The organism is Cryobacterium melibiosiphilum (assembly GCF_003602235.1).
Lineage (GTDB): Bacteria > Actinomycetota > Actinomycetes > Actinomycetales > Microbacteriaceae > Cryobacterium > Cryobacterium melibiosiphilum.
Genome location: NZ_QZVS01000087.1, coordinates 51,709 through 65,795, shown reverse-complemented (window position 1 = coordinate 65,795; position 14,087 = coordinate 51,709). Strand labels below are relative to the sequence as shown.

At 64.3% G+C, this 14,087-nt stretch carries 14 protein-coding genes; 7 read left to right on the top strand and 7 right to left on the bottom strand.

Annotated elements, in window-relative coordinates:
* Window positions 1–50 precede the first annotated feature (50 nt).
* The 3 genes from D6T64_RS13125 to D6T64_RS13115 are packed head-to-tail and all read left to right on the top strand — an operon-like array spanning window position 51 to window position 3,466.
* Entirely contained in the window at window positions 51–971 is a 921-nt protein-coding gene (locus D6T64_RS13125) for an ABC transporter permease (protein ID WP_119975135.1), read from the top strand.
* 6 nt (window positions 972–977) lie between these two features.
* The gene (locus D6T64_RS13120) at window positions 978–2,207 is read left to right on the top strand and encodes an ABC transporter ATP-binding protein (protein ID WP_119975134.1); all 1,230 of its coding nucleotides are present in this window, start codon (window positions 978–980) and stop codon (window positions 2,205–2,207) included.
* 8 nt (window positions 2,208–2,215) lie between these two features.
* Window positions 2,216–3,466 (top strand): polysaccharide pyruvyl transferase family protein, encoded by a 1,251-nt coding sequence (locus D6T64_RS13115; protein WP_119975133.1) that lies wholly within the window; start codon window positions 2,216–2,218, stop codon window positions 3,464–3,466.
* Here D6T64_RS13115 and D6T64_RS13110 read toward each other — a convergent pair.
* From D6T64_RS13110 to D6T64_RS13100, 3 genes are read right to left on the bottom strand one after another with little or no spacing between them, the layout of a single operon-like run.
* Window positions 3,431–4,408: a glycosyltransferase gene (locus D6T64_RS13110; RefSeq protein ID WP_119975132.1), complete on the bottom strand. Its 978-nt coding sequence runs from the start codon at window positions 4,406–4,408 to the stop codon at window positions 3,431–3,433. The genes D6T64_RS13115 and D6T64_RS13110 overlap by 36 nt on opposite strands.
* On the bottom strand, window positions 4,401–5,330 hold the full coding sequence (locus D6T64_RS13105) for an NAD-dependent epimerase/dehydratase family protein (RefSeq protein ID WP_119975131.1): 930 nt from the start codon (window positions 5,328–5,330) through the stop codon (window positions 4,401–4,403). The genes D6T64_RS13110 and D6T64_RS13105 overlap by 8 nt, the downstream gene beginning before the upstream one ends.
* Window positions 5,323–6,618, bottom strand: coding sequence for a rhamnosyltransferase WsaF family glycosyltransferase (locus D6T64_RS13100; RefSeq protein WP_147364557.1), 1,296 nt, complete (start codon window positions 6,616–6,618; stop codon window positions 5,323–5,325). The genes D6T64_RS13105 and D6T64_RS13100 overlap by 8 nt, the downstream gene beginning before the upstream one ends.
* Window positions 6,619–6,781: 163 nt before the next feature.
* Between D6T64_RS13100 and D6T64_RS13095 the strand changes: the two genes are divergently transcribed.
* Window positions 6,782–7,654: a glycosyltransferase family 2 protein gene (locus D6T64_RS13095; RefSeq protein ID WP_119975129.1), complete on the top strand. Its 873-nt coding sequence runs from the start codon at window positions 6,782–6,784 to the stop codon at window positions 7,652–7,654.
* 20 nt (window positions 7,655–7,674) lie between these two features.
* Here the strand turns inward: D6T64_RS13095 and rfbA are convergent, their stop codons facing one another.
* On the bottom strand, window positions 7,675–8,538 hold the full coding sequence (gene rfbA / locus D6T64_RS13090) for a glucose-1-phosphate thymidylyltransferase RfbA (RefSeq protein WP_119975128.1): 864 nt from the start codon (window positions 8,536–8,538) through the stop codon (window positions 7,675–7,677).
* Window positions 8,539–8,541: 3 nt separating this feature from the next.
* A complete protein-coding gene (locus tag D6T64_RS13085; RefSeq protein WP_119975127.1) occupies window positions 8,542–9,180 on the bottom strand; it encodes a dTDP-4-dehydrorhamnose 3,5-epimerase family protein in 639 nt (212 codons plus the stop codon).
* Between the two features lie 71 nt (window positions 9,181–9,251).
* Between D6T64_RS13085 and rfbB the strand changes: the two genes are divergently transcribed.
* The 3 genes from rfbB to D6T64_RS13070 all read left to right on the top strand — a co-directional run bounded on the left by rfbB (window position 9,252) and on the right by D6T64_RS13070 (window position 12,323).
* Window positions 9,252–10,241 carry a dTDP-glucose 4,6-dehydratase gene (gene rfbB / locus D6T64_RS13080; protein WP_119975126.1) on the top strand — a complete coding sequence of 330 codons (990 nt, stop codon included), beginning with the start codon at window positions 9,252–9,254 and terminating at the stop codon, window positions 10,239–10,241.
* A 91-nt stretch (window positions 10,242–10,332) separates the two neighbouring features.
* A complete protein-coding gene (gene rfbD, locus D6T64_RS13075; protein WP_119975125.1) occupies window positions 10,333–11,184 on the top strand; it encodes a dTDP-4-dehydrorhamnose reductase in 852 nt (283 codons plus the stop codon).
* Window positions 11,181–12,323: a glycosyltransferase family 4 protein gene (locus tag D6T64_RS13070; RefSeq protein WP_119975124.1), complete on the top strand. Its 1,143-nt coding sequence runs from the start codon at window positions 11,181–11,183 to the stop codon at window positions 12,321–12,323. The genes rfbD and D6T64_RS13070 overlap by 4 nt, the downstream gene beginning before the upstream one ends.
* A gap of 33 nt (window positions 12,324–12,356) precedes the next feature.
* Here the strand turns inward: D6T64_RS13070 and D6T64_RS13065 are convergent, their stop codons facing one another.
* The gene (locus tag D6T64_RS13065; protein WP_119975123.1) at window positions 12,357–12,764 is read right to left on the bottom strand and encodes a hypothetical protein; all 408 of its coding nucleotides are present in this window, start codon (window positions 12,762–12,764) and stop codon (window positions 12,357–12,359) included.
* Between the two features lie 383 nt (window positions 12,765–13,147).
* Complete coding sequence (locus tag D6T64_RS13060; protein WP_119975122.1) at window positions 13,148–14,071, bottom strand: hypothetical protein; 924 nt, start codon at window positions 14,069–14,071, stop codon at window positions 13,148–13,150.
* Window positions 14,072–14,087 lie beyond the last annotated feature (16 nt).

Here is a 14,087-nt window from a genome sequence, read left to right as displayed (position 1 = left end):
TGTTTGCACCTAGACTCCTCTAAGTCCCCGACCACAACCGAAAGTCAGCTATGTCCAGCGTAAGTGCCGAGAAACGCGCCCTGCGGATCGCTCAGGAACCGCTCTTGCCCGTGGGCCAGACGACGAATTTCGTCACGGGAACGTGGTCGTCGATCACGGAGATTTGGGAGCATCGTCAGCTCCTGAACCTGCTCGTGCGACGGGAGATCAAGGCCCGCTACAAGGACAGCTCGCTTGGGCTGGTCTGGAGCTTGGTCAAGCCCTTGGCCCAGCTTCTCGTCTATTACTTCGCGATCGGCCAGATTCTCGGCATCGCACGCAACATCCCCAGCTTCGCAATTTTTGTCTTCGTCGGACTCACTGTCTGGGGCCTCTTCACCGAAATCGTCTCGAGCGGCACGATGTCGATCATCAACAATGCCGGCCTGGTCAAAAAGGTCTACCTGCCGCGAGAGATTTTCCCGCTGGGCGCCGTGGGCGGTGGGCTGTTCAACTACGGACTGCAGCTCATCATCCTGCTGGCCGCTGTGATCATCGGCGGTCAGATCCCCCTGACCCGGGACCTGGCCCTGGCCCCGCTTGCCCTGGTCAACGTCGTGGTCTTCGCGACGGCCATTGGCATGGTCCTGGCCGCGGTGACGGTGTACCTGCGGGACCTGCAGCACCTCGTTGAGGTCGTTCTCACCGTGCTCTTCTGGGCGTCACCGGTGGTCTACTCCTTCAGCTTCGTTCACTCCGCCATCGCCGGTACCTGGCTCGAGCAGCTGTACCTGGCCAACCCGGTCACGCTGAGTGTGCTGGGCATGCAGAAGGCCCTCTGGCTGGCTGGAACGACCGAGTCCACCGCGGTGAATTTTCCGCCGGACATCGCAGTGCGCCTCTGGGTGTCGCTCGGAATCAGCATCGTGCTGCTGTGGCTGGCGCAGCGCGTATTCTCTCGCCTTCAGGGCAACTTTGCACAGGAGCTTTAAGACACCATGACCGATTCCCCCAGCAGCGATCTCCCCAGCAGCGCCGCCCCCAGCGTTGCCCCCAGCATCGTTCGGGTGCAGGACGTGTCGAAGCGTTTTCTCCTTCACAAAGACAAGTCGCTCAAGGAACGCGTCATGTTCATGGGCCGCGCCCGCAAGCAGGTCGAAGACTTCTGGGCTTTGCGCGACGTCTCGCTCGACATCACAACGGGTTCCACGGTCGGATTGGTCGGTCACAACGGGTCCGGCAAGTCCACCCTGTTGAAAGTCATCGGGGGGATCATCCAGCCGACGAGCGGCTCGGTCGTTCGACGCGGTCGTATGGCAGCCCTGCTGGAACTGGGAGCGGGTTTTCACCCAGACCTCTCCGGTCGAGAGAACGTGTACCTCAATGCGGCCATCCTCGGGCTGAGCCGCAGTGAGACCGATCTTCACTTCGATGAAATCGTCGAGTTCTCCGGCATCGAAGACTTCATCGACACGCAGGTCAAGTTCTACAGTTCCGGAATGTACGTGCGGCTTGCGTTCTCGGTTGCCGTGCACGTGGATCCCGATCTGCTCCTCGTCGACGAGGTCCTGGCCGTCGGTGACGAGCCCTTCCAGCGCAAGTGCATGGACAAGATCGCCCAGTTCCAGTCGGAGGGGCGCACGATCGTGCTGGTCAGCCACTCGTCCGACCAGGTCGGACGGTTGTGCGACCGGGTCATCGTGATGCACGCCGGTTCCGCCATCCACGATGGCGACCCCGCCGAAGGCATCCGTATTCTGCGCGACGGTTACGAGGCCGACCGGGTCAGCCACGTGACCCAACTGCAGGCGGTCGCGGAGGCTCCCCCGGAAATCCCCGACCTCGAGGTCGGAGAGGTCACGGCGCGCACGGTTGTCGGGTCGGGCCAGACGGACGTCATCGTCACAGCCACGATCCAGATCAACAAGTCCACGCCGGACTGGGGTATCGGAATCGCCATCGATACGACTCTGGGGCTGCGTCTCTACGCCATGAATACCTTCACGATGGGTCAGGTACTTCCCATGGATCCCGGCCTGCACGTCGTGCAGGTGACCCTGCCCGACATCCGCCTGGGATCGGGCAAATACCTCGTCAGCCTGGGCCTCGGGCTGCCGACCGGCGAGACCATTGACCGCCGTGGCAGCGCGGCCGCCTTCGACATGCCCAACGATGAGTTTGGCGCCGGTATTCTGCGGATTCAGCCGTCATTGCAGATTTCGTCCTAGGAGACGCCATGACAGTGCCCACGGGAAACCTCCTCTACGACTCGCTGAGCTCGAATACGGGTGACATCGCCATCGGAATAGCCGCCGAACAGCTCTTTCACGCCCGAAATCTCCCGACGCAGATCATTAATCCATTTGAACCCGAGTTTCCGCATCCGCTGATCATCGGTGGCGGAGAGCTCATCCGTGCGACCGGCGATCGATTTTACGATACCTACCGTCAACGCGGCGAGCATATTCTGAATGCTGCCGGCGTCTGGACCTCGGCCAACGATCTCGACTATCTGAGTGAGTACGCGATGGTTTCGGCCCGGTCCGAGCGCGAAGTCGAGGTTCTGCGTGCGTGGGTTCCCGAAGCCGAAGTCGTGCCCTGCGCGACGACTCTGCTTCAGAGCGAGCACTTCGACATCCCCGGCCTTGAGCCGGGCGAAACCGTGGTCGGCATCCATGTGGTGCCCCACGCGCTGCGACTGATCGAAGACTTGGTTCCTCTCATCGACGCGATCCCGCACAAGAAGGTTTTCATACCCTTCACCCACTACAACGGCGACGCGTCGTTCATGAAGGCGCTGCCCTTCAACCGCACCAACAGCATCACCCTCGACACTCTGCGGCCCCTGCAATTGCACTCCGTGATTGGTCAAATGAGCTCGGTCGTGGTGTCCTCGCTGCACGCGTCCATCTTCGCCTACAGCCAGAATGTGCCGTTCGCCTCGATCCACCAACAAAAAGCCGAGTACTACTTTCAGGACCGGGGACTGCGCGACCACCTCGTACGCGACGGCCGTGAACTGGTGGCCATGCTCGAACGTTTGAACACCGAACGGTTCGACTTCAGCGACCGAATTGCGCAGGATCGCACGAGCATCAACGCTGCGTTCGACCGGTACTCGGCGATTCTCGGATCAGCTCCGTCTAGCGCCGTGTTCACCCCGTCACTGGATACGATCACTCCGCGCGAACAGGACTCGATGCTCCTCGACCAGGCGCAGCGGGTCATCGGAGATCATGACCTCGCCCTGTCATTCTCTGAAACTCGCAGACTATCGCTCAAGAGGGACGTCGGCGGCCTGACGGAGCAGCTCGACGCAACGACCGCCGAGCTGCGACGCGTCGAAGCCGAACTCGACGTTTCCGCCCAGGAGCTGCACGCGACAAGGGCCGTCCTCGAGCATGTGCGCACGGCAGCGTGGCGCAAGGCGTACCGGCGGGGCCGGCGGTACTTACGATCGATTTCGGCTGTGTTCAAGCGAGCCTGAGCGCACAGCTTCCTCGTCCGTCGGGTCGACGACGGTCGACGCCTGATAGCTCCGCCATTTTTCGATCTGGTAGACCGGGTTGATCGCGAGCCAGTACAGCCGGCGCTTCCAGGTGAAGTCGCCGTCACGCAGGATGCGCAGGGTATCGCCGACGATCCCGCGCAGGGTCAGCCGGATCCTCCCCTTGGTCGTCAGGACGGGGATGGGAAACCCGATTTGGCGCAGTCCCACGGTCTCATCGAAAATGCGTCGACGGTACTCGTCGAGGGTGAGGTCGTTGGAGTGTTCTACCGCGGCGCGACCGGCGTAGGCCTTGCGGTAGCCGGCCTCGATGAGATCCTTGCCGAAGAGCTGATCTTCGGCGTAGCGCACGTCCCGGTATGGGATGGTGTTGACCAGAAAGTCTCTCCGGGCGGCCGAGTTGACATCCGAGTAGAAGCTGATCGCGTTGAGCACCCCCTCGCTCTGCACGAAGTTGTCGTTATAAAAGACTGTCGTGCCGAAATCCGGCCCGAACCCGGCGAAGACACCCTGGATTTCATACTTCAACAGGGGAAAGCAGCCCCGCCGAGGGATCTGTTTGCCCATGACGGCCACGATGCTGTCGTCGATTTCAAAAGGCTTGAGCAGCTCACGGAGCCACTCGTGCGATGCCGGGATGGCGTCATGGGTGAGAAATGCGATGAACTCGCCCGTCGCCAGCTGGGCGGCCAGGTTGCGGGTCTTGCCATGGCCGAACTCCGAGTTGGGGATTTCGTGGAGGCGCACGGTCGGATAACGACTGACGATGTCGAGTGTCGAATCGGTCGAGCCCGAATCGATCACGAGCACTTCGACGGAGCCGTCCAGCTGCTGGGCCAGGATTTGTTGCAGAATCCGTTCGAGATAGACCTCGCCGTTGTAGGTGAGGACCGCAACGGTTACGAGCGGCTGATCAGGCATTGAGTTGTCCTTGAATCTCTTCGTACGTCATTCTGACCCCGTCATCGAGGGCGGTGAGCGCAGTTGTGGTGAATTCCGAGCGATAACGCGTTGTGTTGAGCACGACCCGGTCGATGAACGTGGGAGGCACCGGAACCTCGTTGACGGCAAAGTCGATGTCCGTCACCCGGCGCAGCGACTCGATGATCTCGCTGACCGAGTGTCCGGCGCCGCTCCCGAGGTTATAGAGGTCGAAGTCCGTCTCGACCCCGACCATCGGAGTGATCATGCGCACCAGGTCTTCGACGAAGACGTAGTCGCGCACCATCGAGCCGGTGCCCATGCGCATCACCGGCCGACCCAGTGCGATCTGCCGGAGAGCGATCGGGATCAGACCTTGCTTCTTGTTCGCCTTCTGCCGCGTACCGTACGGGTTGGAGATGCGCAGGGCGGTGGACTCCAGGCCGTGTTTCGTGCGGAAGTAGTGCAGGTAGTGCTCGATCGACAGCTTGCCGATGCCGTACGGAGAGATCGGAAGCGCACGGTCGACCTCGGAATAGTCCTCCTTGTCCTGCGGGCCGTAGATGGCCCCGCCGGTGGATGCGAAGTACACCCGCTTCACCCCGGCCTCGACGCAGGACTCCAGCAACTCGACCGTCTGTGCCACGTTGGTGCGGATGTCGAGGGTCGGGTCGCTCTCGGCCGTGGCCGGAGTCGTCGTCGACAGGAAGTGAAAGACGTATTCCTGGCCCTGGATCGCAGCCTCGAGGTCGGACCGGCTGAGGAATTCTCCCTGCAGGACCGTCGCGGACGGCGTCTTGAAAGTCGGTTCGGAGGAGCGGAAGCGGTCGAAGGCTGCCACGTCGTGTCCGGCCTCGGTGAGGGCGTCAACGAGGTGTGAGCCGATGAATCCGTTCCCCCCGATGACGAGTGTTTTAGCCACGCATGGCCTTCTCAAAGGCTGAGATGAACTGCTTGCCGGAATCCGTCCAGTTCACAGCGGCCACGGAATCCGACATGGCGACGGATCGTTCGACGGCATCGGGGTGGTCGAAGACCTCGGCCATCTTGCGGGCGATCGCAAGCGGCGATGCCGGCACGTATTCGATGAACGGATTGTCCGACACCATGCGGTTGTTGGGTCCGTCGTTGACGATGGGCGTCACCCCGCTGGAGAGCAGCTCCAGAGGGAGCAGAGACATGTTGGAGAGTGAAAGCACGAGACCTGCGGCACAGCGGTTGTAAACAGCGTTCAGCTCTGAGATGTCGAGGCTCGCCAGGTTCGTGTGCTTGAACGGGATCGCCCAGTTGGAGACGTCCCAGCCGGCGAAGTTGATCTTGACGTCGGGCTTGATGCGAGCGAATTCTGCCAGCACGAGCAAGCCGAACTCGAAAGCACGCCGTGGCGTGACCGGCCGGGCGTAGAAGAAGACCTCGTTGCGGCGTTCCAGGTTGGTCACGCTGTAGTGGGTCTTGTCCGCGGCAAAATCGAAATGGTCGGTCTGCATGCCGAACTCGGTGGAGAGTTTGTGGGCGAGCCATCCGCCGGCCGTGATGGCGTGGAAGCCGAAGTGATATGTGTTCTCGGCGAGCAATGATTCCGTGCCCAGGGGGTAGAAGCTGGCCTCGTAGTCCTGCACGAAGTAGAACCGCTTGGCCAGGGAAGCGTCGAGGTACGCGGGGTACGCCGTTTCCCAGCCGGTCGCGAAGATGGCCTGCGTGCCGGTTTTCACGCCCTTTTCGGGGTCGTACATCTCGATGCTCGCAGAGACCTCGGGGTAGGCGGCAGCGGTGCGCAGCATGCCGCGAATGTCAGTGAAGCTGACCGGCGTGGTGCTCGTCGTATAGAGGTAGATCGAGCAGCGGTGGCCGGCTTTTTCGGCGATGTCGATGAAGCGGAACAGGTTCTGGTGTCCCCCGCTTTCCAGTCCGGGGGGCGACATGATCCAGGCGATATCGACCGAGCCGTTCTCGACGGTGATCGGGTCTGACTGCCACGGTGCCGGCTGGGTCCAGTCGAGGCGTTCCGCATCGCGGTTCGCCACGAGCATCGTGGGGGTGTGCGGCACCAGGATCGAACTCGCCTTCGCGAAGCTACGTGCGGCGAAGGCGCGCGTACCTTCTGCTCGATGGACCCGAATCGGGCGCAGCGCGGCCTGCGCCGCCCGTTGGAAAAAGACCTTGGGACCGTGTTCGCGGAGGACGCGGACACTCCTGCCGAGCACTCTCACGAGTTCTCCTTCTTGTGCGCCGACTGAACGTCGGGATCAGACTGAACGTCGGGATTAAATGTCCGCATAGCATCGCCAGTCTAGCAATGTGGTTTCCGGGACCGAGCGGCGGCACCCCTCGGTCCGGGTTCCGCGCGGGAGCGCGTGACTATGCTTATCTGTGATGTCTAGCCCCTTACTCGAGTCCACCGTCGTCGTGACCGTCTCCTACAATTCCAGCGCTCAACTGGCGGTCTTCCTCGATTCCGTGGCCGGCAGCGAGGCCGACCCTGTCTCGATCGTCATCGCCGACAATCGTTCGGGCGACCTTGACCGAACCCGGAGTATCGCCGCGGCCCGCGGGGCCCGCGTGCTGGAGCTCCCCGACAATCGCGGTTACGGCGGGGCCATCAACGCTGCCGTCGCGACCCTGCCATCGCCGATCGAATACATTCTGATCTCGAACCCCGACGTCGAAGTCGGCGCGGGCGCGATCAGCCTTCTGCTTGATGAACTCGCCGGGGACCCCCGCATCGGAGCCATCGGCCCGCGGGTTCTCAACGTGGACGGCACGACCTATCCGTCGGCGCGCAAATTGCCGTCCCTGCGTACGGGGATCGGGCACGCGCTCTTCGCCCACCTGTGGCCCGGCAACCCGTGGACCCGGGCCTACCGAGCGGAACACGAGGGCGCGGACGTGCGTCGATCGGTCGGCTGGTTGTCGGGTTCCTGCCTGCTGGTGCGGCGTGAGGCCTTCGAGCAGCTCTCCGGATTCGATGAAGGCTTCTTCATGTACTTCGAAGACGTTGATCTCGGCTATCGCCTCGGAAAGGCAGGCTGGTCCAACGTCTACTTCCCCCGTGCGGCCGTGACCCACACCGGCGCGGTGTCCACCAGTGCTGAATCCGAGAAGATGATTCGGGTGCACCACGAGAGTGCGCTCAGATTTCTCGAAAAGAAGTACTCGGCCGCCCACCTCGCGCCGATTCGCTGGGCGCTGCGCGTGGCACTGTCCGTGCGCGCGCGCGTCTTCATGATGAACGACCGACGCCGGTAGCGTCGGTCGTTCATCCATCCCTATGCGGCGACGAGGCCGGCCAGATACTTGCCGTAGCCACTCTTGATCAGCGGCGCGGCCAGGACAGCCAGCTGCTCGTCGGTGATCCAGCCGGCTCGCCAGGCGATCTCTTCGATGCAGCCGACCTTGAAGCCCTGGCGGTCTTCGATCACGCGCACGTATTCGGAGGCCTGCATCATCGACTCGAACGTGCCGGTGTCGAGCCAGGCGGTACCGCGGTCGAGCACCTGCACGTGCAGCGTTCCGGCCTCGAGGTAACGCTCGTTGATGGTGCTGATCTCCAGCTCGCCGCGGGCACTCGGCTCGATGGTCTTGGCGATTTCGACGACGGCGTTGTCATAGAAATACAGTCCGGGAACCGCGTAGTTGCTCTTGGGCGTGGCCGGCTTCTCCTCGATGGAGATCGCCGTTCCGGACTCGTCGAACTCGACCACACCGTAAGACGTGGGGTTGCTCACGTGGTAAGCGAAGATGCGCGCGCCCTCGATCTGCGCGTTGCCGCGCAGCGCCGAACCGAGGCCAGCGCCGTGGAAGATGTTGTCGCCGAGAACGAGTGCGACGCTGTGGTCGCCGATGAACTCTTCACCGATGATGAAGGCCTGGGCGAGCCCGTCGGGTGAGGGCTGCACGGCGTACTCGAGGCGAATACCGAGATCGGACCCATCGCCGAGGAGCGCCTTGAACTGGTCGTTGTACTCCGGCGTGGTGATGATGAGGATCTCCTTGACCCCGGCCATCATGAGCGTCGAGAGGGGGTAGTAGATCATCGGCTTGTCGTAGATCGGCATGAGCTGCTTCGAGATGCCCTTGGTGATCGGCCACAGGCGCGTGCCCGAGCCGCCGGCCAGAATGATTCCGCGCATGTGTTACTTGCCGCCGTTCGGTGTTGTCTGCTTCGGTGTTGTCTGGTTCAGAGTGTCGTAGTAGGCCCGGGCCGCGGCCCAGGTGGGAAGCAGGCCGGAGGCCGCTGCGGCCGCGAGGCCGGGGGCATCCGTGTCTTTCGGCGACAGCAGCAGGTCGCCGGCTTCGGGGGGAAAGACCAGCCCCACCTCGGGGTCGAGGGGGTTGATGCCGTGCTCGCGGCCCGGGTTGAACGGGCTGGTGACGAGGTAGCTGACGGTGGCGTTGTCGGTCAGGGCGACGAAGCAGTGGCCGAGGCCCTCGGCGATGTAGACCGCGCGGCGGTCGGTGTCATCCAGCAACACGCTGTCCCACTGACCGTACGTCGGCGAGCCGACACGAATGTCGATGATGTAGTCGAGAACGGCGCCGTGCACCGCGGTGACGTATTTGGCCTGGCTGGGCGGCACATCCGCGAAGTGGATGCCGCGCACCGAGCCGCGCTTGGAGACCGAGGTATTCGCCTGGGCGAGGTCGAGCTTGTGCCCGATCTTCTCTTCGAGCTTGTCGAACCGGTACCACTCGAGGAAGACTCCCCGGTCGTCGCCGAACTGCTTCGGGGTGATCTCATAGGAATCGGGGACGGAGAGTTCGCGAATCTGCACGTTGGGGAGTCTACCAAGGGCCTTCCGATAGAATCGCGGAGGCCACTCATCGAACGGAACGGTTACTACCCATGAAGATTCTCGTCACCGGCGGAGCCGGTTTCATCGGCTCCAACTTTGTTCGCCGCACCCTTGAAGACAAGTACCCGGGACTCGAGGGCGCCGAAGTCGTCGTTCTGGACGCCTTGACGTACTCGGGCAACCTCGCGAACCTCGCTCCGGTGGCCGATTCGCCGCGCTACACCTTCGTACACGGCGATATCCGCGACGCCGCCCTGCTCGACACTCTCTTCCCCGGCCTCGACGCCGTGGTGCACTTCGCCGCCGAGAGCCACGTCGACCGTTCCGTGCGCGACGCCTCCATCTTCGTCGAGACCAACGTGCTCGGCACCCAGCAGCTGCTCGACGCCGCCCTGCGAAGCGGCCTCCCCCGCTTCGTGCACGTCTCCACCGACGAGGTCTACGGCTCCATCGCCGAAGGCTCCTGGAACGAAGAACGCGCCCTCGAGCCCAACAGCCCCTACAGCGCCTCGAAGGCCGGCAGCGACCTGCTCGCCCGCAGCTACCACCGCACCCACGGCCTCAACGTCTCGATCACCCGCTGCAGCAACAACTACGGCCCCTACCACTTCCCCGAAAAGCTCATCCCGCTCTTCGTCAGCAACCTCATCGACGACCTGCACGTTCCCCTCTATGGCGAGGGCAACAACATCCGCGACTGGCTGCACGTCGACGACCACACCCGCGCCATCGCGATGGTGCTCGTCGGCGGCCGCGCCGGCGAAATCTACAACATCGGCGGCGGCACCGAGCTCACCAACCTCGAGCTCACCCAGATGCTGCTCGACTCCACCGGCAAGGACTGGTCCTACGTCGACCGCGTCGCCGACCGCCTCGGCCACGACCTGCGCTACTCCGTCGACATCACCAAGATCCAGGCCGAACTCGGCTACGCCCCCGAAGTCCCCTTCACTCAGGGCCTCGCCGACGTCGTGCAGTGGTACCGCGACAACCGCACCTGGTGGGAACCCCTCAAGGAACGCGCCGCCCTCGTCGGTTAGCGTGTCGGACGCCTCTGGCATCATGGTTCTGTAGCGCAGTAAATCTGCAGGGCACCACTCAGTACGGGGAGCTTATGAAGATGGGGACCATATGAAGTATCTGATCACCGGAGCATCGGGCATGCTTGGCCGCGACCTGCAAATCGCTCTTGCTGGCCGCTCCGTGACCGCGCTCGGCCGCGGCGACCTCGACGTGACCGATCCCACCGCGGTGACGAATGCCGTCGCCGGCTTTGACGTCGTCATCAACGCGGCCGCGTACACCAAGGTCGACGACGCCGAGACGAACGAAGACGAGGCCTACGCCGTGAACGCGGTAGGGCCGCGCAACCTGGCGGTGGCGGCATCCGCCGTGAACGCGAAGCTCGTACAGATCTCAACCGACTACGTTTTTGACGGCAGCGCCAGCACACCGTACGCCGAGAGCACGCCGTACAGCCCGATCTCCGCCTACGGCCGCACCAAGGCCGCCGGCGAAGAGTTCGTCCAGGCGGAAAACGGGTCGCGCAGCTACATTGTGCGCACCGCGTGGCTGTACGGCAAGAACGGCCCGAACTTCGCCAAGACCATGCTGAAAGCCGCCGCGGCGCGCCCCACCCTGACGGTCGTCACCGATCAGGTCGGCCAGCCCACCTGGACCGTGGACCTGGCCGCGCAGATCGTGCTCCTGCTCGACTCCGACGCTCCTGTCGGCATCTACCACGGCACCAATTCCGGCGTCGCGTCGAAGTTCGACCAGGCCCGGGACGTGTTCGTCCTGGCCGGGCTCGATCCGGAACGAATTCTGCCGACCGACAGTTCCGCGTTTGTCCTGCCCGCACCACGGCCGGCGTATTCGGTGCTCGGCCACGCCAAGTGGGCGGCCGCCGGGCTCACGCCGATGCGCCGCTGGCAGGACGCCCAGGCAGCAGCCTTTGCCGCCGGGGTATTCGAGACATCATGATCACCCTGCGGGTCGTCGTCGACCAAATGGTGGCACCGGTGCCCGGCGGCATCGGCCGGTACACGGAGGAACTGACCCGTGCCCTGCTCCAGACCGCGCCCGCCAACTGCGAGGTCGAGGGGCTGGTGTCGTCGTCCACCGCCGACGAATACGCGGCCATTGAAACGGCCCTGCCCGGCCTGGCCCGGCTTGTCAAGACATCCCTGGCGCGCCGAGAACTGCGCGCGGCCTGGGGCCTTGGCGTGGTCGCCTCGTCGGGGGCGGGCATGATCCACGCCCCCGGCCTGCTTGCGCCCCTGCACCGCCACGACCGCATCAACGACGGCACCCAGATCGCGGTGACCGTGCACGACATGCTGGCGTGGACCCATCCACAATCGCTGACCCCGACGACCGTCGGATGGACGAAGAGCATGCTGCGCCGCGCCCGCAAACACGCCGACGCGATCGTCGTGCCCAGCCACGCCGTCGCCGCCCAGTTGCAAGAGGTGATGGACCTGGGCGAACGCGTGCGGGTGATTGGCGGGGCCATCGGCAGCGGGTTGATTCTGCCCGCGTCCGACGTCGTGCAACGCCGAGCCGATGCCCTGGGGCTGCCAACCGAATACATCCTGACTGCGGGCTCGCTCGACCCGCGCAAGGGCCTCATCTCGGTGATCACGGCGCTGGGCCTGCCCGGCGCCCCCGACGTGCCGCTCATCGTGCTCGGACCCGACGCCTGGGGGGAACTCGATGTTGCCACCGTGGCCGACGAGGCCGGGCTGGCCCCGGGCCGGGTGCGCACGCTGTCGGGCCTGTCCGACGAAGACCTTGCGATCGTCATCGCCCGCGCGTCGCTGTTCGTGTACCCGAGCCTCGAAGAGGGTTTCGCGCTGCCGATCATCGAAGCATTCCACCTCGGCACGCCCGTGATTCTCTCGGATGCGCCGGCGTTGGTGGAGGCCGCCGGCGACGCCGGGCTGACCGTGCCACGCGACGACCCTAAGGGCTACCCCGAGCGTCTGAAGATCGCCATGAACCGGGTGCTCGGCGACACGGAATTCGCCGGGCGCCTGAGCGTCGTCGGCAGCGACCGGTCACGGGCGTTCAGCTGGCGGGACTCGGCCGAGCGGGTCTGGCAGCTGCACGCCGACCTGTAGCGCGGCATCCGTCGGCAAGACTCTCGAATGCGGTCAGTTGCTGACCCAGAGGTGGTCGGCGACTTCGGTCCAGTCCTGCTCGCTGTTGGAGGGGCCGTCGGCGAGCCACATCTCGGGGCCGTCCTTGAAGGTCACACTGACGGGCAGGTCGGTCGAGCATGAACTGGCCACCTGCTCGTCGTCGAGGATGATCAGGCAGGGTTCGTCACCGTTCAACAGACTGGCAAAGTAGCGGATGCCACCCTCGTCGTGGAGCAGACGCGTGGTGTCGTCTTCGAGGCCGCCGAGCCCGACGTACTTGTCGTCGGTCGGCAGAATATCGGCCGCGGACTGGGGCTCGTCAAACAGGGTGAACACGTCCGGCGCCGCACAGGAGGTGAGGGCGGACGCCGCGATGACGCATCCGATGAGTGTCGCGATCCTTCGTTGGATTGGCTTCATACTCCCCAAGCGTAGCGCCACAAAGTTCGGAGCGGTTGGTTTGCTTGAAGCCAGCACGAACGCTGACCTCGAATCGGCGGCGAGCACAATTGTGGGAGTGCCCGTTGAGATCGTGCCCAGCGACGCCCGGCGCCACACTGTGGCCGACCGTGTCCTTGCCGAAGCCGCGCAGACCCGACGGGGCCAGCGAGGTTGGCCGCGCTAGGCATCCGTTGCCGCGAAAGGAGGACGAAATGGCCGCTTGTCGCTGAAGGGAGGATCAATTGAGTGTTTGGGGGCGTCACATCCGCTTTTCGTGACGCAGGCGGGCGAGTCAGGGCAGCGGATGCCGGCCGGCGGTTCGCGAGGCCCGTACAGCTGCACCATGATCGAGTGGTGTGAAGTCAGGCGGCCACGTGCTCACGCCGGCTTCGCAGTGTGCGGAGCGGTACGAGGGCGATCGCCGTCACGACGGCCGCGGCCACCGTGAAGACCAGTGATGTGCCCTGCGGGCCCAACGCGCTCACGAACACCTGCACGCCATAATCGAGCATCTCGGCGGGGTAGGCGGCGAGCACGCGCGTACCGACCGCGGCACTCACGCCGGTGAAGAGAGCGGGGCCGATCCATAGGGCGAGAAAGCTGACGACCGCTGCGACGATCCGGCCGGCGGTGGCGAACCCGCACCACGCGACGGCGAGTCCGACGATGACGGCCGGAACGTATCGGGTGACGCTCAGCAGAGCCATCGTCACCTCCGTCGCCGAAATTCCGAACGGATGCGAGATCAGCCCGTTCACCCAGACCCCCGCGGCGACCGCGGCCACGCTCACGGCGACCAGGGCGCCGGCGGCGGGCGCCCGGGTAATGAGCACCAACAAGACCAGGCCCACGAGGTTCGCGGCGATGGTGCCGGCGGTCAGGCCAGCGAGGTAGATGGTCTCCTCCCGACCCTCGGCCAAGCCGCCGGCGACGGTCACGACCGTCTGCACAATGGCGACGACCTGCACGATCAGCACCCCGACCAGTGTCGCGGCGAAGGCGAATCGTGGATGCTGCGCGCGGGTCAGGCGCAGCACGCCACCGGCGATCGCGGATCCGGTGACGAGCACCGCCACGATCAGGGTGATCGTGTACTGGCTGAACGGCAGCAGCGTGATCGGCATCTCGTCGGCAGCCACGTCGATGGCCCAGAGATTCTGGATCGGCAGCACCATGCCGGTGACCATCCACGGCAGCAGGCCCACGGTCGCCGCGAGCAGACCCAGCACAAGATAGGCCGCCGGACCTGCAATCTGCATCGTCTTCATGCGCTCGAGAATGCTCATCCGCGCCCCTCCATCA

What these genes read in the sequence shown, in the direction of transcription:
- D6T64_RS13125 (WP_119975135.1), top strand. Translation starts at nt 51, where the DNA reads ATGTCCAGCGTAAGTGCCGAGAAACGCGCCCTGCGGATCGCTCAGGAA.
- D6T64_RS13120 (WP_119975134.1), top strand. Translation starts at nt 978, where the DNA reads ATGACCGATTCCCCCAGCAGCGATCTCCCCAGCAGCGCCGCCCCCAGC.
- D6T64_RS13115 (WP_119975133.1), top strand. Translation starts at nt 2,216, where the DNA reads ATGACAGTGCCCACGGGAAACCTCCTCTACGACTCGCTGAGCTCGAAT.
- D6T64_RS13110 (WP_119975132.1), bottom strand. Translation starts at nt 4,408, where the DNA reads ATGCCTGATCAGCCGCTCGTAACCGTTGCGGTCCTCACCTACAACGGC.
- D6T64_RS13095 (WP_119975129.1), top strand. Translation starts at nt 6,782, where the DNA reads ATGTCTAGCCCCTTACTCGAGTCCACCGTCGTCGTGACCGTCTCCTAC.
- rfbA (WP_119975128.1), bottom strand. Translation starts at nt 8,538, where the DNA reads ATGCGCGGAATCATTCTGGCCGGCGGCTCGGGCACGCGCCTGTGGCCG.
- rfbB (WP_119975126.1), top strand. Translation starts at nt 9,252, where the DNA reads ATGAAGATTCTCGTCACCGGCGGAGCCGGTTTCATCGGCTCCAACTTT.
- rfbD (WP_119975125.1), top strand. Translation starts at nt 10,333, where the DNA reads ATGAAGTATCTGATCACCGGAGCATCGGGCATGCTTGGCCGCGACCTG.
- D6T64_RS13070 (WP_119975124.1), top strand. Translation starts at nt 11,181, where the DNA reads ATGATCACCCTGCGGGTCGTCGTCGACCAAATGGTGGCACCGGTGCCC.
- D6T64_RS13065 (WP_119975123.1), bottom strand. Translation starts at nt 12,764, where the DNA reads ATGAAGCCAATCCAACGAAGGATCGCGACACTCATCGGATGCGTCATC.
- D6T64_RS13060 (WP_119975122.1), bottom strand. Translation starts at nt 14,071, where the DNA reads ATGAGCATTCTCGAGCGCATGAAGACGATGCAGATTGCAGGTCCGGCG.